General features: G+C 48.0%; 18 protein-coding genes. 10 read left to right on the top strand and 8 right to left on the bottom strand.

Annotated features, from left to right (window positions below; translation table 11 throughout):
* The first annotated feature begins 67 nt into the window (after nucleotides 1-67).
* Complete coding sequence (locus tag H6F51_25295; GenBank protein ID MBD1825790.1) at nucleotides 68-283, top strand: RNA-binding protein hfq; 216 nt, start codon at nucleotides 68-70, stop codon at nucleotides 281-283.
* Nucleotides 284-325: 42 nt separating this feature from the next.
* On the opposite strand, the gene H6F51_25290 is transcribed toward H6F51_25295, so the two are convergent.
* Nucleotides 326-1,261 (bottom strand): alpha/beta hydrolase, encoded by a 936-nt coding sequence (locus tag H6F51_25290; GenBank protein MBD1825789.1) that lies wholly within the window; start codon nucleotides 1,259-1,261, stop codon nucleotides 326-328.
* 138 nt (nucleotides 1,262-1,399) lie between these two features.
* On the opposite strand from H6F51_25290, the gene H6F51_25285 reads away from it, so the two are divergent.
* The 7 genes from H6F51_25285 to H6F51_25255 all read left to right on the top strand — a co-directional run bounded on the left by H6F51_25285 (nucleotide 1,400) and on the right by H6F51_25255 (nucleotide 9,391).
* Nucleotides 1,400-2,359: a 3'(2'),5'-bisphosphate nucleotidase gene (locus H6F51_25285; protein ID MBD1825788.1), complete on the top strand. Its 960-nt coding sequence runs from the start codon at nucleotides 1,400-1,402 to the stop codon at nucleotides 2,357-2,359.
* A 375-nt stretch (nucleotides 2,360-2,734) separates the two neighbouring features.
* Nucleotides 2,735-3,967 carry a class I SAM-dependent methyltransferase gene (locus H6F51_25280; protein MBD1825787.1) on the top strand — a complete coding sequence of 411 codons (1,233 nt, stop codon included), beginning with the start codon at nucleotides 2,735-2,737 and terminating at the stop codon, nucleotides 3,965-3,967.
* A 114-nt stretch (nucleotides 3,968-4,081) separates the two neighbouring features.
* Nucleotides 4,082-5,227 (top strand): NAD-dependent epimerase/dehydratase family protein, encoded by a 1,146-nt coding sequence (locus tag H6F51_25275; GenBank protein MBD1825786.1) that lies wholly within the window; start codon nucleotides 4,082-4,084, stop codon nucleotides 5,225-5,227.
* The gene (locus H6F51_25270) at nucleotides 5,227-6,564 is read left to right on the top strand and encodes a UDP-glucose/GDP-mannose dehydrogenase family protein (GenBank protein ID MBD1825785.1); all 1,338 of its coding nucleotides are present in this window, start codon (nucleotides 5,227-5,229) and stop codon (nucleotides 6,562-6,564) included. The genes H6F51_25275 and H6F51_25270 overlap by 1 nt, the downstream gene beginning before the upstream one ends.
* A gap of 3 nt (nucleotides 6,565-6,567) precedes the next feature.
* On the top strand, nucleotides 6,568-7,884 hold the full coding sequence (locus tag H6F51_25265; GenBank protein MBD1825784.1) for a DUF4910 domain-containing protein: 1,317 nt from the start codon (nucleotides 6,568-6,570) through the stop codon (nucleotides 7,882-7,884).
* 42 nt (nucleotides 7,885-7,926) lie between these two features.
* Nucleotides 7,927-8,715 (top strand): glucose-1-phosphate cytidylyltransferase, encoded by a 789-nt coding sequence (locus tag H6F51_25260; GenBank protein MBD1825783.1) that lies wholly within the window; start codon nucleotides 7,927-7,929, stop codon nucleotides 8,713-8,715.
* 22 nt (nucleotides 8,716-8,737) lie between these two features.
* On the top strand, nucleotides 8,738-9,391 hold the full coding sequence (locus H6F51_25255) for a PIG-L family deacetylase (protein MBD1825782.1): 654 nt from the start codon (nucleotides 8,738-8,740) through the stop codon (nucleotides 9,389-9,391).
* Between the two features lie 59 nt (nucleotides 9,392-9,450).
* Here the strand turns inward: H6F51_25255 and H6F51_25250 are convergent, their stop codons facing one another.
* Nucleotides 9,451-11,100: a Ppx/GppA family phosphatase gene (locus tag H6F51_25250; protein ID MBD1825781.1), complete on the bottom strand. Its 1,650-nt coding sequence runs from the start codon at nucleotides 11,098-11,100 to the stop codon at nucleotides 9,451-9,453.
* A 182-nt stretch (nucleotides 11,101-11,282) separates the two neighbouring features.
* On the opposite strand from H6F51_25250, the gene H6F51_25245 reads away from it, so the two are divergent.
* A complete protein-coding gene (locus tag H6F51_25245) occupies nucleotides 11,283-12,182 on the top strand; it encodes a 4-hydroxybenzoate solanesyltransferase (protein MBD1825780.1) in 900 nt (299 codons plus the stop codon).
* Here H6F51_25245 and H6F51_25240 read toward each other — a convergent pair.
* The 4 genes from H6F51_25240 to H6F51_25225 form a co-directional block, all read right to left on the bottom strand.
* Nucleotides 12,179-12,805: a hypothetical protein gene (locus H6F51_25240; GenBank protein ID MBD1825779.1), complete on the bottom strand. Its 627-nt coding sequence runs from the start codon at nucleotides 12,803-12,805 to the stop codon at nucleotides 12,179-12,181. The genes H6F51_25245 and H6F51_25240 overlap by 4 nt on opposite strands.
* 112 nt (nucleotides 12,806-12,917) lie before the next feature.
* Nucleotides 12,918-13,691: a hypothetical protein gene (locus tag H6F51_25235; GenBank protein MBD1825778.1), complete on the bottom strand. Its 774-nt coding sequence runs from the start codon at nucleotides 13,689-13,691 to the stop codon at nucleotides 12,918-12,920.
* Between the two features lie 164 nt (nucleotides 13,692-13,855).
* Nucleotides 13,856-14,629, bottom strand: coding sequence for an RNA polymerase sigma factor SigF (locus tag H6F51_25230; GenBank protein ID MBD1825777.1), 774 nt, complete (start codon nucleotides 14,627-14,629; stop codon nucleotides 13,856-13,858).
* A gap of 392 nt (nucleotides 14,630-15,021) precedes the next feature.
* Entirely contained in the window at nucleotides 15,022-15,849 is an 828-nt protein-coding gene (locus H6F51_25225; GenBank protein ID MBD1825776.1) for a photosystem II manganese-stabilizing polypeptide, read from the bottom strand.
* Between the two features lie 294 nt (nucleotides 15,850-16,143).
* Here H6F51_25225 and H6F51_25220 point away from each other — a divergent pair, with 294 nt between their 5' ends.
* A complete protein-coding gene (locus tag H6F51_25220) occupies nucleotides 16,144-16,485 on the top strand; it encodes a hypothetical protein (GenBank protein ID MBD1825775.1) in 342 nt (113 codons plus the stop codon).
* A gap of 59 nt (nucleotides 16,486-16,544) precedes the next feature.
* Here the strand turns inward: H6F51_25220 and H6F51_25215 are convergent, their stop codons facing one another.
* Nucleotides 16,545-16,661 carry a photosystem II reaction center protein M gene (locus tag H6F51_25215; protein MBD1825774.1) on the bottom strand — a complete coding sequence of 39 codons (117 nt, stop codon included), beginning with the start codon at nucleotides 16,659-16,661 and terminating at the stop codon, nucleotides 16,545-16,547.
* A 48-nt stretch (nucleotides 16,662-16,709) separates the two neighbouring features.
* Entirely contained in the window at nucleotides 16,710-17,081 is a 372-nt protein-coding gene (locus H6F51_25210) for a (2Fe-2S)-binding protein (GenBank protein MBD1825773.1), read from the bottom strand.
* Between the last annotated feature and the right edge of the window lie 306 nt (nucleotides 17,082-17,387).

Below are 17,387 nucleotides of genomic sequence, written 5' to 3'. Positions count from 1 at the left end.
TGTGTAGGATTTGGTGAATTAAGGCACTCTAGTAGGTTAGAACGGTTTCGATCGAGGACTTCCCCCAATGAGTATTGAACTAGATACCGGATTGCCAAGCACTCGTCAGATTCAGACGATTATCCGCGAAGAAAAAGAGATCGAAATGAAACTTTCGACTGGAGATTTGCTCACCGGAAAGGTACGTTGGCAAGACCCCCATTGTATCTGCATCATCGATCACTATGATCAGCCGACAATCGTCTGGAGACAGTCGATCGTGTTTATCAAGCCTAAACTCTAAAAATCACGCCGAGCCAGGGGCAATCCGGCTCCTGGTTTTTGCTTAGAATCTGCGTTTTCGCGATCGATATTTCTCAAGAAACGACAGAATTCCTGCTGCTAACTGCTCCGGATATTCCTCATGCAGCCCAAGCGATCCCGGCATTCGATACACTTGCACCCCAGAGAAATGCGCCAATATCTCAACCTCTTGCCGGGATTTTGGGGGCATCTCTTCACCGATCACCATCATCGCGGGCACCGGAAGCGGCTGAAACCAATTCAACCAATCTTGGCGTGATCGTACTCGATCCAGTCCCCCCGTCACGAATGCAGCAGAGGCAAACCGCGCTCCTTTTTGCTGGGTCGTCTTCCACTTGCGATCGATCAAGTCAGGGGTGATATTTTCCTTCTTTGCGAAAACGTGCCGCCCATACATCCAGCTTAAAAAGCCGCGAGTCGTATTTAAAGAATAAAGAAATTGCCCAATCAGCGGCAATCCAATCAGCCGTTGCAGCAGGCGATACGCCCAACGGTGCTCCCCCATCGCGGTCGGTAAAGGGCCGCGCCAAGTCGGACAGACCAACACAACCCATTCCCAAGGCGGTTGCCGCTGAGCTAACTCCATCACATATCCCGCTGCATGTCCCGCTGCGATCACAACCACAGGCTCGGAAAACATCGTCTGCACAAAACTCCGTAAACAGGTTTCATACAAAGCAGGGGTGTATTGTATTGCAGGACGCGACGAATCGCCAAATCCGATCCAATCGATCGCATACACCTGATATTCGTCTGCCAACTGCTTTGCTAAACCCCGCATTTCCGATCGACTAGACACTGAACTCAGCGCCGGAAGTAATAAGATCGGCTTACCTTCCCCCAGCACTTCGTACACCAGCGTCAGCGGCTTGCCTTTCCAACTCCATTTATGTTCTCGAATCGAGCCGCCAATTCCATCTAGCAGCTCGATCGTAGAAATAGGAGAATCTTGGCTCATGTGAACTTCCTCGGCCTGGGCATCAGTTTTATCCAGTCCCTCATTGTGCAACAAAACCTTATCCTGCAACAAAAAAGGTAGTCTATGGTATCCGCGAACTACGGATTTTACGGTCAGGAATACGGAGCATGACGGCAAATGACATATGAACACGAATCTAACGTTGCGATCGCTGCTGCAAAACAAGCTGCTGTTCTTTGTGAGTCAGTGCGCCGATCAGTGAATTTTGTAAGTCTAGATAAGCCGGATCGCTCTCCGGTAACGATCGCGGATTTTGCGGCTCAAGCAATTATTTGCCACCAACTTCATCAAGCCTTTCCACAAGACTCGATCGTTGCAGAAGAGAGCGCTGCGCTTCTCTACCAATCAGCCTCACAGTTAACAAAGGTGACTGAAGCTGTGCAAGCGTTAATTCCAGATGCAATGCCTGAACAGGTTGCAGCCTGGATTGACTTAGGTCAAGGAAAAGTCGGAGAACGATTTTGGACGCTTGACCCGATCGATGGCACGAAAGGGTTTCTCAGAGGAGATCAGTATGCGATTGCGATCGCGCTAATTGAATCTGGAGAAGTGAAACTGGGCGCGATCGCTTGTCCTGCTTTTGAAGAAGGCTGCATCTTTACAGCAATCCGGGGGCAAGGAGCACAAAGACTTTCACTCCAGACTAGACAGTCACAAGCGCTCAAGGTTTTGAACGATCAAACCTCTTTCCAATTTCGTTTAGCCGAAAGTGTAGAAACGAGTCACGGCGATCCAGAACGGCAGCGATCGATTGCTCAAGCTGTCGGGCTAACTGCACCTTCTTTGCAAATGGACAGTCAAGCCAAATATGGTGCGATCGCTTCGGGTCATGCCGCACTTTATTTACGATTGCCTTGGTCACAAAATCCAGACTATCGCGAAAACATTTGGGATCATGCAGCAGGCGCAATCATTGTAGAAGAAGCAGGGGGGCGCGTCAGTGATATGCACGGTAAACCGTTGAATTTTTCAACCGATGCTCAGTTGATTGAGAATCGTGGCATCGTGGCGAGTCAAGGAGAAATTCATGATGCGGTGTTGGCAGCGATCGCAGCAAATGCCGCAGCAGATATATAGCTCACATTATGATTATGAATTGCTAAGACCAAGAAATAATATGTTGATGAAAGGTGGTTAATCAGTAATATTCAATTTCTCTAAGTATAGAGATCCGATCAATATTTCCGTAAAATTTTCAACCGCCAAACAGCAATTTTTGCATCTCTATTTTGTTTAAGTAAAGATGCTGAGGTTTCGATAAAGATTAGGTGGAAACACTGGAAAATTATGCAGAGATGGTAGAGACTTGTCTCAGCTAACTTTCAGAAGAGACTTGATATGAGCTAGGAGTGATGTCAGTCTCCGATCGTAGCTGTTCTCTAACTAGAAACCTGATTTAAAGCTTGCCGTGCTGTTGTTGTAGCGCCCTAATGCTGTGAGGTGCATGATTTTATGAGTAGTTCAAATTGTCGGTTTTGTGGCTCTGCGCTGCATCACACGTTCGTCGATTTGGGAATGTCACCGCTCTGTCAAACCCATATCACTCCAGAGCAATTAAACGAGATGGAACCCTTCTATCCACTGCATACTTATGTTTGTGACAATTGCTTTCTGGTTCAACTACAAGAGTTTGTCAGCCCCCAAGACATCTTTACTGAGTACGCTTATTTCTCATCCTATGTTGATGCGCTGTTAAAAAATGCCAGCAATTACAGCGATTTAATGGTAGAGCGGTTTGGCTTAAATTCCCAAAGTAAAGTGGTTGAAATCGCCAGCAACGATGGTTATCTCCTGCAATACTTTGTGAAAAAGGGCATCTCAGTGTTGGGAGTTGAGCCTGCGGTGAATGTCTCCCAAGTTGCAAAAGACAAGGGAATTCCGGTTGTTAACAAGTTCTTTGGAGTACAAACTGCAACCGAGCTTGCAGCTGATGGTAAAGCAGATTTGCTGTTGGGTAACAATGTTTTAGCGCACGTTCCCGACATCAATGATTTTGTGGGCGGGATGAAGCTCATGCTGAAGCCCGACGGTGTGATCACGATGGAGTTTCCCCATCTGATGCGCCTGATGGAAGAGAACCAGTTTGATACAATCTACCACGAACATTTCTCGTATCTATCGTTCATGGCAGTGCAGCGCATTTTTGCCCATCACGGTCTGACATTGTTCGATGTGCAGGAGATTCCGATTCACGGTGGATCTCTCCGGATTTACGCTCGACACACCGAAGACAACTCGAAGCCTGTGGGCGATCGCGTCATCGAACTGCTAGAGCGGGAGAAAGCAGCAGGATTTGACAAGCTTGAGACCTATGCTCACTTCACAGAACAAGTCAAAGAAACCAAGCGGAGGCTGCTAGAGTTCCTGATTACGGCAAAGCAAAAAGGGAAAACGATCGCAGGCTACGGTGCGCCCGGAAAAGGCAACACCTTGCTCAACTACTGTGGCATTCGCACCGATTTTCTCGATTACACAGTCGATCGCAATCCTTACAAGCAGAACAAGTTCACTCCTGGAACTCACATTCCTATCTACTCTCCAGAGAAGATTCGAGAAACCAAGCCAGACTATCTGTTGATTCTGCCTTGGAACGTCAAAGACGAGATTATGGAGCAAGTCTCCTACATTCGTGAATGGGGCGGTCAGTTCGTGGTTCCTATCCCTGAAGTTAAAATCTACGCCTAGTCATGGCGCTGCCAGTCTTGTGTTCTCGATGATGTAACTTGCTGCTAATGTTGCGGAGACTGATGTATGAGTGGAATAAGTAGTGTAGGCGCGAGCCTTAATCAAGAGCGATTAATGAGTAATCAAACTAAGATCCAGCCCAAAACTCAACTTCGAGCAAAAGACATCATTGCTGAAGACCTAGACTATATCTGTGGCAACCTTACTGAAGAGTTTGGCACGATGGCAGGCAAAAACTTGCTGATCACAGGCGGTGCGGGTTTTCTAGGCTATTACTTTGTGCAATCGGTTCTGCACTGGAATCAAAAGCACGAGCCAGACCAACAGATTCCTTTGACCGTTTATGACAACTATTCGCGAGGCGTACCTGCTTGGCTAACGGATCTCAAAGATGATCCAACTCTAACGCTGCTCAAGCACGATATGACGCAGCCATTACCCTCGGATATGGGTGATTTTCAATACATTATTCATGCGGCTTCGATCGCATCTCCTACGTTCTACCGTAGAGACCCGATCGGCACAATGGATGCCAATGTGAATGGACTCCGCAACCTGCTGGAATACTTTAAAAATCAACGAGATCAAGGCAAAGAAGTCGGTGGCTTTTTGTTCTTCTCTAGTAGCGAGATCTACGGCGATCCCACACCAGAGAACATTCCCACACCCGAAGACTATCGCGGCAATGTGTCCTGTACTGGGCCTCGCGCCTGCTATGACGAGGCGAAGCGCTACGGTGAAACGCTGTGTGTGAACTTCGCTCAGCAATATAATCTACCGATTAAATCAGCCCGCCCATTTAACAACTACGGCCCTGGATTAAAGATTACCGATCGTCGCTTGCTCCCCGACTTTGCGCGTGACATCTTCAGCGGTCGGGACATTACAATGCTGTCTGATGGTTCACCAAAGCGCACATTCTGCTATTCTGCAGACTCGATCACAGGCTACTACAAGGTCTTAGTCAAAGGTCATGCGGGTGAAGCGTATAACATCGGAATCGAAACGCCTGAGATTTCTGTTGCAGAACTTGCAGAAAAAGTGGTTGCAATCTCCAAAGAATTGTTTGGGTACGAAGGTAAAGTCGTTCGTAAGATTAGTGAAGACAAAGACTATTTGGTAGACAATCCGAATCGTCGCTGTCCGGTGGTTGAAAAAGCTCGAACTCATCTGGGTTACAATCCGACCATTTCGATCGATGAAGGACTTCGACGATCGCTGATCTGGTATCAAGACAACCAAGAAGCGGAGGACGCATAATGCAAGTTTCGATCATTGGAACGGGTTATGTTGGCTTGGTTTCGGGCGTTTGCTTTGCTGAGAAAGGGCATCAAGTGTACTGTGTTGATGTGGATCAATCCAAGGTTGATTTGATTAATCAGGGCATTTCTCCTTTCTATGAGCCTGGACTGAACGAACTGTTAGAGCGCAACATTAACACTCGCCTCAAAGCAACCACTGATTTTCGGCAAGCGATTCTTGAAACGGAGCTTTCTTTGATCGCAGTTGGAACTCCTTTCGACGGCAAAGAAGTTGATCTCACTTACGTAAAGCAAGTCGCACAGCAGATTGGTGAAGCGCTGAAAGAGAAGTCTTCCTATCATTTAGTTGTGGTTAAAAGCACGGTTGTTCCAGGAACGACTGATCAAGTGGTGCTACCAATTCTCGAAGCGGCTTCGGGTAAGAAAGCAGGTGTTGATTTTGGAGTGGGGATGAATCCAGAATTTCTCACCGAAGGAGAAGCGATCGATGACTTTATGTATCCCGATCGCATTGTTCTGGGTGGGATTGATGAGCGCAGCATCGATCAATTAGATGCTCTCTACACCGGATTTGAAGGAGTCGATCGCTTACGCACGAACAATTCAACCGCTGAGATGATCAAGTACACCTCCAACTCATTGTTGGCACTGCTAATTTCATTCTCAAACGAGGTTGGCAATCTCTGTTCTGCGATCGGCAACACTGATATTGTAGAGGTGATGAAGGGTGTACATAACAGTCGCTACTTGACCACGGTACTCCCGAACGGAGAGCGAATTGTTCCACCGATTACCAGCTTTCTCGCCGCAGGTTGCGGATTTGGTGGAAGCTGCCTACCCAAAGATGTTAAGGCTTTGATTGCTCATGGCGAGAAATATCAAAGTCCAATGCCCTTGTTAGACGCTGTTATTCAGATCAATCAGGCGCAACCTCAGCAAGTGATCGCGAGACTCAACAAACATTTCCCGTCACTTGATGGCGTGAAAATTGCAATCTTGGGACTCTCCTTCAGACCCAATACGAATGACATGCGCGAAACGCCAGCAATCCCATTGATCAAGGCACTCAAAGCGCAAAATGCAGCACTCAAAGCTTACGACCCGGTTGCAATTCCCGAAGCTGCAAAACTACTCAAACCAGAGGATGTAGAACTCTGTGATAGCTTACCGTCGGTGCTTGAAGGCGTTGACGCGATCGTGCTAGTCACACGCTGGGATGAATTCCGCGCTGTTCCTGAACTGATTGCTGAATTCGACCCGCAGCCTGTCTTTGTGGATGGTCGTCGGATGTTAGACAAGCACTCGATTCAGCGCTACGAAGGCATTGGGCTTTAAGCAATGAACATTACTGATCTCAAAACAGTTCTCGACTCTCAGGCGATCGGTGAAGATCTCCATCGCTTTGCTGCTGAATTGTACCCCATTTGTCGCAGCATCACAGGCGACGGCTTTCGGGAAACCCTGCGTCAAATCGAACGCTTTATCCCCCTAAAGCGATTTGAAATCCCAACCGGGACACAGGTCTTTGATTGGACAGTTCCACGGGAATGGAATATTCGCGATGCTTATGTGAAAAACTCACGCGGCGATCGCGTCATCGATTTCCAACAGTGCAATCTACATGTGGTTAACTACAGCATTCCAGTGCATCAAACAATGTCATTGGAAGAACTAAAGCCGCATCTGTTCAGCCTGCCCGATCGCCCGGATTGGATTCCCTATCGCACGTCTTACTACAAAGATACCTGGGGGTTCTGCCTCACTCACAAGCAGTTACTTGAACTACCAGAGGATCAGTATGAAGTTTTCATTGATTCGACCCTAGAAGCGGGAAATTTGACTTATGGTGAGTATTATCTACCTGGGGAAATTGAAGATGAAGTTCTGATTTCCTGTCATGTTTGCCATCCGTCCTTGGCAAATGACAATCTATCGGGAATTGCAATCGCCGTCCATCTTGCAAAGTCCCTAAGTGAGATTAGGCATCGCTATTCCTACCGCTTCATCTTCATTCCAGCGACGATCGGATCAATCACCTGGCTCAGTCAAAACGAAGACCAGGTGCAGCGGATCAAACATGGTTTAGTTTTAAGCTGTTTGGGCGATCCGGGTAAGTCAACCTACAAGAAAAGTCGGCGGGGAGATGCAGAAATCGATCGCATTGTCAGTCATGTTTTGAAGCATTCTGAGCAAGACTACAACATGATTGACTTCTTCCCCTACGGCTATGATGAGCGGCAGTTTTGCTCACCCGGGTTTAACTTACCTGTTGGATGCTTGATGCGATCGCCAAATAGTAAGTTCCCTGAATATCACACCTCGGCTGACAACCTCGACTTCATTCGACCTGAATCTCTCACTGATTCTTTTTTGAAATGTTTGAGTGTGTTGAGTGTGTTGGAGCATAACAAGGTCTATCTCAACCAGAATCCGAAGTGTGAACCACAGCTAGGGCGACGAGGATTGTATCGATCGATCGGCGGCGCTTCTGGAACAGGACTGAATGAGCTTGCCCTGTTATGGACATTGAATCTATCTGATGGACAGCATTCATTGTTAGACATTGCAGAGCGATCGGGCTATGAGTTTGACACCATTAGGCAGGTTGCAGAGGCATTGATTGAAACCGAGCTGTTGAAAGAAGTGGCTATCTGACGGGATTGATTTGTAAAAGCAAAAATAGAGAGGGAAATCTGCATGAAAGTTGTTTTGTTTTGTGGCGGTCTAGGCACTCGACTGAGAGACTACTCGGAAAAGATTCCGAAACCCATGGTCAACATTGGGTATCGTCCGATTCTGTGGCACTTGATGAAGTATTACGCTCACTATGGTCACAAAGATTTCATCCTCTGTCTTGGCTACAAAGCGGACTACATCAAAGAGTATTTCCTGAACTATAACGAATGCCTCTCGAATGACTTTGTTCTGTCGGCGGGGGGTAAGCAAGTTCAGATGATCGGCAGCGACATTCACGATTGGAGAATCACCTTCGTTGACACCGGACTCAATTCCAACATCGGACAGCGTCTCAAAGCAGTTGAGAAGTACCTAGAAGGCGAAGAAATGTTTCTGGCGAACTACAGCGACGGTTTAAGTAATCTGCCGCTCGATGACTTTGTTAACCATTTCATGCGCCATGACAAAGTTGCAAGCTTTCTATCAGTAAAGCCGACTCAGACCTTCCATGTGGTTTCAACAGAAGAAGATGGATTGGTAAAAAGCATTGAGCATGTGAACAACGCAGATTTACGAATCAATGGTGGCTTCTTTGCGCTTAAAACTGAGATTTTCAGATATATGCAACCCGGTGAAGAATTGGTGATTGAACCCTTCCAACGCCTGATTGAAAAAGAACAATTGGTCGCCTACAAGTACGATGGCTTCTGGACTTGCATGGACACCTTCCGCGACAAGCAGAATCTTGATGACTTATACACTCAGGGCAATCCACCTTGGGAAGTTTGGAAGACTCGTAAAGTGATGTAGTCATTAATCTGGGAAGATGAAAATGCTGAAACTGATGTTCGATCGCGGCAAAGATGCTGAATACCGTATTCTTTGTCTTGGCGCTCATTGTGATGATATTGAGATCGGCTGTGGAGGAACTATTCTGAAGCTGATCGAAGAGTATCCAAATGCTGTGTTCTACTGGGTTGTGTTTAGCTCTAGTGAGATTCGCTCGAAAGAAGCATTTGCGAGTGCCGATCGATTTCTAGCAGGTGCGAAAGTTGAGAACATTGTGGTGAAAAACTTCCGCAACAGCTTCTTTCCCTATGTGGGAACCGAAATCAAAGACTACTTCAACGAACTCAGCCAAGCATTTTCACCGGATCTAATTCTGACGCACTACAAGCATGATGCTCACCAGGATCATCGGGTCATTTCGGATTTAACCTGGAATAGCTATCGGAATCACCTAGTCCTGGAGTACGAAATTCCGAAATACGATGGCGACATTGGTAATCCAAATTTCTATGTTCCCTTGAGCGAAGCAGTTTGCCAGCGTAAAATTCAAACGCTGATGGAGGTGTTTGAAACTCAAAAACAGCGACAGTGGTTTACTGAAGATACGTTCCAAGCAATCTTACGGTTGCGAGGTATTGAAGCCAATTCCTCCAGTAAGTTTGCGGAAGCGTTTTATAGCCGAAAGTTAGTGTTTTAAACATTCTTGTTTTGAGAGATAGAGGCGATCGTGAGTAAACTCGATCGCCTCTATATAATTTATGCACTCACCTGCAACACAGGCGTAAGCTTCACACCATATTCCGTCTCAAAGCTTCCCTTCTTGCCTGCTAAGCTCCAAAGTTCCAACTCACAAGGATCATCGAAATGCGATGGTTTAACTAACAATCGCATTTCTCTTTGGTCTAAATTGAACTGGCATTGAATGGATTGAATTGCTCCAATTTGACGACGATCGAGCGCCACCGCCAATCGTAACAGTGGATATAACTGCTCGACAACGCGCCGATGTCGCTTACTGGTGAGATTGCGATAAGTTTCGTGACGTTTTTTCGGGCTATTTTTGCGGTGGTAGCGAGCGAGATTCGCGATCGTTTCGATCTCCATCTCTGTAAATCCTAGCAACTCCGCATGGCGAATTAGATAATAAGAATGCTTGTGATGCGAAGAATGCGAGATGTGATGCCCACAGTTATGTAAGATCGCCGCCGCCCAAAGCAGCATTCGCTCCTCATCTCCCCAAAAATGCAGTTTCTCCTGCGTTTGATCAAACAGACTCAGCGCCAATTCTGCGACTCGCTGACTATGCTCTAGGTTGACTTGATATTTCTGAGTTGCTTTGAAGATACTGCGCTCGCGGACAGATCCCTGATAGCGCAAACGATCTTCAATCAGCCCATGCGCGACCATCCAATCGACGATGACTCCTTCTCGTAGCGATCGCTCACAAATGACGATCGATTCTGCTTTCAACTGAGTCATTACTTCCTGCAAAATCATCGCTCCAGGCAGGATAATTTCAGAGCGTCGCTCTGATAATCCTGGAATTGCCAAGCGCTCTGCCAAGGTCATTTTTCGCAAGCGGTTGATCCAATCTTTCAAATCTTTCAGCGATAATTCACAACCATTGAGCGGCACTGGAACCGCGCCAAACTTCTCGCGAGCATTTAACGCCACCAGTGTCTCGATCGTTCCCGATGTCCCCACAAGGCGCGGACGTTCTCCAGGATTGAGATGCGCTTGTAGATCTTCAATCGATCGTTCCAGCATTCCGCGAATATAAGCTTGCAGCCCAGCAAACTCAGTCACACTGATCGGGTCAGTTTTAACCTGCTCAGCCGTAAGCCGAACCGCGCCAACCTTGGTACTACTAAGCGTTCTTGGCTCATGGCCATCGCCCAAAATTAACTCAGTCGAACCGCCGCCGATGTCCACAATCACGTGCGGCTGATTGTTGAAACTCATCGCTGACAGCACACCGAGATAGATTCGCCGCGCTTCCTCGGCTCCGGAGATTAAATTAATCCACAGCCCTAGCTCGTTCTCGATGCGCTGTAAAAATTCTTGTCCATTTGGCGCTTCTCGTACCGCACTGGTCGCCACTGCAATCACCTGCTCAGCGTTCAAGCTCTTCGCAACTTCCTGACAGCGCTTCAGCGCAACAAACGCCCGATCCATCGCTTCGGCTGACAGTTCGCCCGTTTTCTTACAAAAATCGCCCAGACGCACCGTCGCCTTTTCCCGACCTACGATCGTAAAGGTCGGAATGTCTGACTGAATCCGGGCAATTACCATGTGAATTGAATTCGTTCCGACATCAATTGCTGCCAGAACGCGATCGCGATCCGATGGAACTGTAGGCAGTGTCACCGGATTCTCTTGAGGAGGGTTCGAGATGGAATTAACCATGAGCATTAAAGCGTACTGCGACCTAATGTTTCTACGAGCGAGAGCACCGAATATTCAAACCGCGATCAGACAAGTCAAACCATTTCTCAGATTAAGGTTTTATCGCAACTCCTAAGTCAGTCAACCGATTTTTTAGGCAAAAACCACGCTAAGGTCTTTTTATAGACTTGCGATCGAACTTTATGTGGACTCAGCCAAAACCCTCTTCAGAACCAACCTGGCTCACCATTGCACGACTCCTGCGCTGGCACAAACCCGAAGGGCGTTTGATCTTAATGATTCCGGCACTGTGGGCGGTGTTTCTCGCAGGACGAGGAACGCCACCCTGGTTATTAGTAGTCATCATTATTTTAGGCACTTTGGCAACCAGTGCGGCAGGTTGTGTGGCAAATGATCTCTGGGATCGCAATATTGATCCACACGTTGAACGCACCCGCGATCGTCCCTTGGCTTCACGAGCGCTCTCCGTAAAGGTCGGGATCGTCGTCGGCTTGATTTCGCTGCTGTGTGCCGCAGGATTAGCGATATTTCTCAACCCGTTCACATTCTGGCTTTGTGTCGCTGCCGTTCCCGTGATTCTCCTTTATCCTGCTGCTAAGCGAGTGTTTCCTGTGCCGCAACTGGTGTTATCGATCGCGTGGGGCTTTGCCGTTTTGATTAGCTGGAGTGCGGTGAGTTGTAGCGCGACTTCAAACACGGCTTGCCTCACCCAACCGATGTGGTTACTCTGGGGCGCAACGGTGCTTTGGACGTTGGGATTTGATACGGTGTACGCCATGTCCGACCGCGAGGACGATCGCCGCATCGGAGTCAAGTCCAGCGCTTTATTTTTTGGACGGTATGCTCCTTATGCGATCACTGCCTTCTATATAGGAACGGTGGTCATTTTGGCAAAACTGGGAGCCGTGATGCAGTTGAATCTGTGGTATTGGAGCGCATTAGGACTCAGCACGATCGCGTGGGCATGGCAATCGTACAAACTGATCCAACTCTCAATTCCCCATTCATTCTATGCGTTTAGCTTCAAGCAAAATGTTTGGATTGGTTTTCTCTTATTAGCTGGAATGATTGTTGGAAGTTAATCGATCCACTCTGTCCGAACAAAATGAGCGGGGCGACCCCAACCATCTTGAACGACAGAGACTTCGCGCACTCTCAGGTTAAACGGAATTGCAGTGGTAACATACTGCTGCACAAACCGCCCTAATTCCGGTGCAATCTGCGAAGCGGTTGTTGCTGCGACTCCTAAGCCCAATAGCTGCTCGATCGGGTTGCGCGGTAAGAGCAAGTGAATTCCGAGCGCGATCGAGGCGGTGAGCAGCATTCCCACTGAAAGATTTGTCCCACAACGCGGGTGAACCGCCAAGTTCCATTCCCCATGGGTAATGCGCTCTAGCGCTTGATTCACCGATCGTTTAACCTCAACCGTATCCGCCTGACCATATAAATAAAATCCTTCCTCAGTCGATAATCCGCCTAGCCCACTATTATCTGTCCAGTCAGGTGGCGCAATTCGCCGATCGGGCAAACCACTTAAAATCCAGACCGTTGCGTGTTCAAGCGCATGAACCTGCCGCACCATCAGCGTTTCTCGCAGTCCAGGAATAAATCCAATCTGCTGAAGCAACTCCGTATCTTGAGACGCTTGGGGAGTTGGGAGCAACGAACTCAAAAATTGATCCAATTCAGAAACATGTGCAGTCATAACCCAACAACTTCGGAAGCCCGCGCTAGAGAATCAGTGCTTCAACTTTAGCGCTTGTCTCCCGAAGTTGACTGCAAGCTGTTGCAAATTGTAGCGAGTCACTGCTAAATAATTAACCAAACAATCGAACAGTCAGCAAGGCCGCAGTGGGTTGAGTCCCAGAACCCCCAACAGAGCGCGCCACCTCGACACCATTTTGCTCCAGAATCACAATGGGTTCAGATCCGCTATTCATTTCGACCCGCTTGATCAAGACCTGCCCGTTTGCAATGCGCTGTCCCACTTGAACATAGCGACTGGTTGCTTCATTCGGAGCCTGCACGATCACCTGCGGTACACCACCAACGACCACGACACCCGTAATTTGCACTCCCTTTGCTAAGCTCGAATCAGGCAGCGGCGGAAGCGGACGAATCGGCGATTGCGGCTTTGGTTTCGGTAAAGTCACAGTTGGTCGATTCCTTGGCTCGGATTTCACTGGCGGCTGTGGAGTGGGAGTAGATCCCGTTGGCTGTGCTGTAGATGGCGGTGCCACCGGAACCTTGAACGAAACAAGGGGCGGGACACTCGAAAACGGATCTTTCCCGCTACTGATGCCGCGCTGAACTTGTTTCGCTCGCTCTAATGGATCAGTCGATTGCAGTAGACCCGCAATTTTGTTTCCTGATTGTGCACCTTCCAATTTTGCTGCGTCTTTAGCAGGGACGGTTGGCTTGGCAAACGCCTGAGCAGGCGTGGATGGGTTAGCTGCGGGCGAAGGATTAACCGTCGCAGTTTCCTCGCCCGTCGTGCAGCCGCTCAGCCAAAGCGTAAACGCACCCACACAAAGAATCAGCATTCTGCTTGGAAGATTCCCCGTAACTTGCTTTGTGAACCGCTTGCTCATGATCACTCCCAAAATTCGACTTAGAATTAGCCTCGATCACGGTTCACAGCCCAAACTTAAATGACCCGCAATGGAGAACGATTCGTGTGATGACAGTGTGCCCCGATTTCGCTCAAGAGCCGACTCGCAAAAAAAAATTGCGTGAATTTTCGTAGCTTTCTTGCTTAAGCCTCAGTACAAACCATGATGGCTTGTAACTTTTGTAGCCCTTTTTTCACTTGGCGAGAGACGGTGACGGCGCTAATTCCCAGGCGTTCTGCGGTTTCTTTCTGAGTTAAATCGTAGAGAAAAACGAACTCCAAAACTTCACGGGTTCGCTGTTCTAACTGCACCAAGGCTTGCTGAAGCCGAAGGCGGTCTTCCTGAACGAGTTGAAAACTGCGATAACGGGTATCGGGAACCAGATCTCCTAGGGATGCAGTCCCCTCTTCGTCACCGATGGGGGTATCTAGGCTAAGCAGGGCGCGATTTTGACCCGCTAATCGAATTTCCTGCCACTCTTCGATCGCAATATCCAACGCCGCCGCGATTTCAGTATCAGTCGGGGGTCTGCGATGTTGTGCCTGAAATTCTCGAATGATCCAGACCGCTTGGCGTTGCAGCGCTTGCCAACGGCGCGGAATTCGCACCGAGGGGCTTTTGTCGCGCAAATAATGTTGAATCTCGCCCCGGATGTAGGGAATTGCAAACGAGCTAAAAGCGTGTCCTTTCGACATATCAAATCGCTCGATCGCCCGAATTAATCCAATCGATCCAACCTGAAGCAGATCGTCGTAGCTTTCCGTACACTGATTCACCCAATGGTGCGCTTCTTTCCTCACCAGCCCAATATTCAGTTCAACTAGTTGATTGCGGATAGAAGCCGATGCCGACTTCTGATACTCACGGAGCAGTTGTAACGTTTCGTTTCTTAAATCGGTAGAGACAAGATTAGGCATGACGAATTTCAGTGATGAGCTTACGCTTAAGAAGGTGTCAAACCCGATTTTTTGCTGCTTCTGCTGAGAGCTGTGATGGTAGAAATCACACCCAGAATGCGATCGGAGAGATGAGAACAAAAGCTTTAAGCAAGTCGTTGAAACTGCTAGATTTTTGCTCTTCTCTTGGTGACAAATCAAACTTATTTCTTTGATCGAATTGCGTACAACTGCATTTCCACGGAACGTTAGCCCACCGTGATTTGAATCACTTTATGAATAGATTCTGAACAAACGTGAGAATTGGATTTTACAAAATTAAAATACGCAAAAAAATGGGGCAGCTTGCCCCAAGACGTGAATGGCTCTGAAAAAGAGCGCGTTAAATTGGCAATTCCTAGACTAGCGGGAATCTAAGCAGCAGGCGCAACTCGTGCGTAGAACAAGCCGCGAATCTTCACTTCGCTGGCTTCACGGGATCCCATGTCGGTCTCAGATGGCTGTTCACTCTCGAACGTTCCGGCAATCTCGCCAGTTGCGCTGTCGATTTTTGCCACTTGTAGCGAAATTGCACCCTTGTCAAGCTGGAAGCGTTTGACGTTCTCTTTTCTCAACTCTTCTGAGTCTGCTGAAGCTGGAAGCGCAACTGCATTATCGTAACCGGTGGTCAAACCGCGACCTTTCGGGTCGAGGAAGTTAGAAGTCCGGTAAGACGGAACGCGGAAGTTTCCAGTAAAGTCGGTTGAAGTGTTGATCGTGGACGAACCCGGCGCAGTCGTTGCCACCAATCCTTTAATGGTGAACAAGAAGGGAACCCGTTCGCCACCTGGTAGCTGAACAGTAATCGCCTGAAAGTCTAGACCATCTTCTTCTACAAAAGTCAAGCTACCATCTGTGTTTGCCGTCAATGTTCCTGACACCGCATCGATCGACGAGGTGTAGCGGGTCATCACTTTCGCGGGAACAAACTCAGCTTCACGGCGCTTGTTGCCCAACTCTTCTTTGACAAAGTAAGTGGTGGGCTGGAGGCACAATCCGGTGATGCTGTAGGATTTGCCGTTTTCGATCGCGATCGAGCCGCGGGATGTTTCCTCAATTTGGGGGCAGCTATTGGCTAAGCCTGTGCCGCGAATTTGCTCGTAGGTCAATCCTTCCGTACTGGTAGCAGTAGCGTCACTACAAGCCGTTAGAACACTCAGGCAGAATGCCAGCAGTGTCACAATCAATGCGCGATACCTCATGGTCAACCTCAAAGTAATGTAAAAATTCTGTCAGGGTGTTTTGGCACTGCTGTCAGATCTCATCGAGTTTCTATAAATTCTGGTGTGGTTCAATCGAACCTCTCATAGCATTTTACAGATATTCGTAAACATTTTAAGAATCGAAGACGATCGCAGATTGCACGGAAGGAATTACAGTGCTGGGGGCAGCAGTCTCGATCGCCAAAAAGCGGTACGGTATTAATGCCTTTTTCCGGTTATCAGGTTATCAGTAGACGCGCCTGAGGAGCGACCCGTATGGATCACGATGCGATGATGAGAGATTACGCCAAGAGTAAAGCTGATGAGATTACTGCGAGGTCGTTAGAACTTGACGAGCTAGCGCGGACGGTTCGCTCGATCTCGGAGCGTTCAGCCGGAGACGGACTCGCGCTTCTCGCTTTGCTGAGGGTGCTTGAAATCCTCCATCGCGAAATCCGAGAAGGCTTGTTTCAGGAGGCACTGCCTAGTAATCGTCAGGCACTCTATAGTTTATTGAAAGATATTGAAGCGACGGGGGGATGGCCCTATATCAATCGCATGCCGCTTCAAGAGTTTCTGCGAAATCTGATTGTCGAAATTGTCGAAGAGGACACCTGCTCTGAAACCGAAAGATAGGCAAAAAGCGCCAAAGATGCTTAATCTTCAGCGCTTTTTCTGAGTGAAACTGTAAAGTTTTATTGCTCGTCTTTGGGCTGGCGGCTGGCGGTTTGGATATAGAGAATCAGCAGAAACACGCTCGGCACAAGCACAAACAGAATCGACGCAATAAATCCCAAATCATTAACTTGCATAAAGCACGACCCCTTTTAAACTTGGCATCAACACTTTCTAGAATACCACTAAGGCTTGGTCTTAACGCTGACTGCCCCGTTGACTAGGGCTTGACAAGCCAGGCGATAAGAAGCGGGTTTTTTCTTTAATTTGCGCTCCTCGAATGCGGTGCGCGGCGAGAGATTTTCCATACCTTCAATCACTTCGACAATGCAAGTGCCACATTGACCGCTGCCGCCACAGTTCATTAACTTGCCGCCAAAGGTGTAGAGATCGACTTGATTTTCGATCGCTTTAATCCGCAGATTCGCGCCTTGAGCCGCGACCACTTCTTTACCTTCTTTGACAAAATTGATGCTGGCAGACTGGAATGCGGGTTTCGGTGACTCCTGAACGACAGCTTCTTCAACGGGTTGGAGATCGGTGTCTGCTGGTTGCATAGTCTTCCTCTTGAAGAGAATTTGTAGATTGATTGGCACTCAAAATGCTTTCTTTAGTTGTACCTCATTTCATTCAAAAATTAAGAAATATTAATAAGTGAAAAGCAAGAATTGGAAGGAATTTCAGACGATCGCGATTCGCTTGCAATCGCTTCTAACACTGGTTACACTTCTTTATACACTTTCATTTTTTATCAATCCCTTGTCATGGTCGCGATTCAACGTTCTTGTGAACGGCTGGAGCGCAGAAACGGCGGGGTTACGGGATGCCTTGTCTGGTAAAGTTACCAATATTAGGCACTTTAA

This window comes from Cyanobacteria bacterium FACHB-DQ100 (assembly GCA_014695195.1).
Lineage (GTDB): Bacteria > Cyanobacteriota > Cyanobacteriia > Leptolyngbyales > Leptolyngbyaceae > Leptolyngbya.
This window is presented reverse-complemented; position numbering and strand designations above follow the sequence as displayed.

What these genes read in the sequence shown, in the direction of transcription:
- H6F51_25295 (MBD1825790.1), top strand. Translation starts at nt 68, where the DNA reads ATGAGTATTGAACTAGATACCGGATTGCCAAGCACTCGTCAGATTCAG.
- H6F51_25290 (MBD1825789.1), bottom strand. Translation starts at nt 1,261, where the DNA reads ATGAGCCAAGATTCTCCTATTTCTACGATCGAGCTGCTAGATGGAATT.
- H6F51_25285 (MBD1825788.1), top strand. Translation starts at nt 1,400, where the DNA reads ATGACATATGAACACGAATCTAACGTTGCGATCGCTGCTGCAAAACAA.
- H6F51_25280 (MBD1825787.1), top strand. Translation starts at nt 2,735, where the DNA reads ATGAGTAGTTCAAATTGTCGGTTTTGTGGCTCTGCGCTGCATCACACG.
- H6F51_25275 (MBD1825786.1), top strand. Translation starts at nt 4,082, where the DNA reads ATGAGTAATCAAACTAAGATCCAGCCCAAAACTCAACTTCGAGCAAAA.
- H6F51_25270 (MBD1825785.1), top strand. Translation starts at nt 5,227, where the DNA reads ATGCAAGTTTCGATCATTGGAACGGGTTATGTTGGCTTGGTTTCGGGC.
- H6F51_25265 (MBD1825784.1), top strand. Translation starts at nt 6,568, where the DNA reads ATGAACATTACTGATCTCAAAACAGTTCTCGACTCTCAGGCGATCGGT.
- H6F51_25260 (MBD1825783.1), top strand. Translation starts at nt 7,927, where the DNA reads ATGAAAGTTGTTTTGTTTTGTGGCGGTCTAGGCACTCGACTGAGAGAC.
- H6F51_25255 (MBD1825782.1), top strand. Translation starts at nt 8,738, where the DNA reads ATGCTGAAACTGATGTTCGATCGCGGCAAAGATGCTGAATACCGTATT.
- H6F51_25250 (MBD1825781.1), bottom strand. Translation starts at nt 11,100, where the DNA reads ATGGTTAATTCCATCTCGAACCCTCCTCAAGAGAATCCGGTGACACTG.
- H6F51_25245 (MBD1825780.1), top strand. Translation starts at nt 11,283, where the DNA reads ATGTGGACTCAGCCAAAACCCTCTTCAGAACCAACCTGGCTCACCATT.
- H6F51_25240 (MBD1825779.1), bottom strand. Translation starts at nt 12,805, where the DNA reads ATGACTGCACATGTTTCTGAATTGGATCAATTTTTGAGTTCGTTGCTC.
- H6F51_25235 (MBD1825778.1), bottom strand. Translation starts at nt 13,691, where the DNA reads ATGAGCAAGCGGTTCACAAAGCAAGTTACGGGGAATCTTCCAAGCAGA.
- H6F51_25230 (MBD1825777.1), bottom strand. Translation starts at nt 14,629, where the DNA reads ATGCCTAATCTTGTCTCTACCGATTTAAGAAACGAAACGTTACAACTG.
- H6F51_25225 (MBD1825776.1), bottom strand. Translation starts at nt 15,849, where the DNA reads ATGAGGTATCGCGCATTGATTGTGACACTGCTGGCATTCTGCCTGAGT.
- H6F51_25220 (MBD1825775.1), top strand. Translation starts at nt 16,144, where the DNA reads ATGAGAGATTACGCCAAGAGTAAAGCTGATGAGATTACTGCGAGGTCG.
- H6F51_25215 (MBD1825774.1), bottom strand. Translation starts at nt 16,661, where the DNA reads ATGCAAGTTAATGATTTGGGATTTATTGCGTCGATTCTGTTTGTGCTT.
- H6F51_25210 (MBD1825773.1), bottom strand. Translation starts at nt 17,081, where the DNA reads ATGCAACCAGCAGACACCGATCTCCAACCCGTTGAAGAAGCTGTCGTT.